The 592-nt window shown below is 50.2% G+C and carries 1 protein-coding gene; it reads right to left on the reverse strand.

The window, feature by feature from the left end; all coding sequences use genetic code 11:
• Positions 1 to 101: 101 nt before the first annotated feature.
• On the reverse strand, positions 102 to 362 hold the full coding sequence (locus tag BWI97_RS27020) for a hypothetical protein (RefSeq protein ID WP_102203488.1): 261 nt from the start codon (positions 360 to 362) through the stop codon (positions 102 to 104).
• Positions 363 to 592 lie beyond the last annotated feature (230 nt).

Below are 592 nucleotides of genomic sequence, written 5' to 3' on the forward strand. Positions count from 1 at the left end.
CAGTTCTTTTTCCAAGGCTGCTGCCAAACCTCCCGGCAGGTTTCGTAACTTCCAGCTCCGGCCTACTAATGTCTAAAAGAATGACGTCAGGTTTCAATTTTTCAGGGGTTTTTAAACCGGCCTTCCCGCTGGTTTTGCTGTACTAACGCTGGTATGGATTCCGTGGCCTGGCGGGTAAGCTCTACCTGGTTGACGCTCGCCTTTCGAAGTTCGATTTTACCCTGGCTGACAGCCAACAGGTCATCCACCATCCGTACCAGGTGCTCGGTCTGGCGAGACATCATTTCTAACACAGACGTAGCCTGGGCATTTGTAGAAGCCGTTAGCGAAAGAGTTTGTAAACCGTTGCGAAGCGTGGTCATGGGGCTACGATCCGCTTCCCTGAGTTCTTCTTCAGCCCGTTTTTAAGCCGCTAAAAGTGACGTTAACGCCGCAGGAGGCATCCGGGCTTGCTAGTGCAGAAAGGCTCTTTGCTGAAAATCCCTACCTGAAGCCTTTACCCTGGCTGGACGATTATCGATTACCCTTTACGTATGGAGAGCGATTGTTCCATTTTGATTTGTTCCAGAGAACGCTTACAGAAATTGATCAG

This window comes from Siphonobacter sp. BAB-5405, from assembly GCF_002872335.1.
In the GTDB taxonomy this organism is placed as follows: Bacteria; Bacteroidota; Bacteroidia; order Cytophagales; family Spirosomataceae; genus Siphonobacter.

Coding starts and splice junctions, on each gene's coding strand:
- BWI97_RS27020 (WP_102203488.1), bottom strand. CDS start 362: ATGACCACGCTTCGCAACGGTTTACAAACTCTTTCGCTAACGGCTTCT.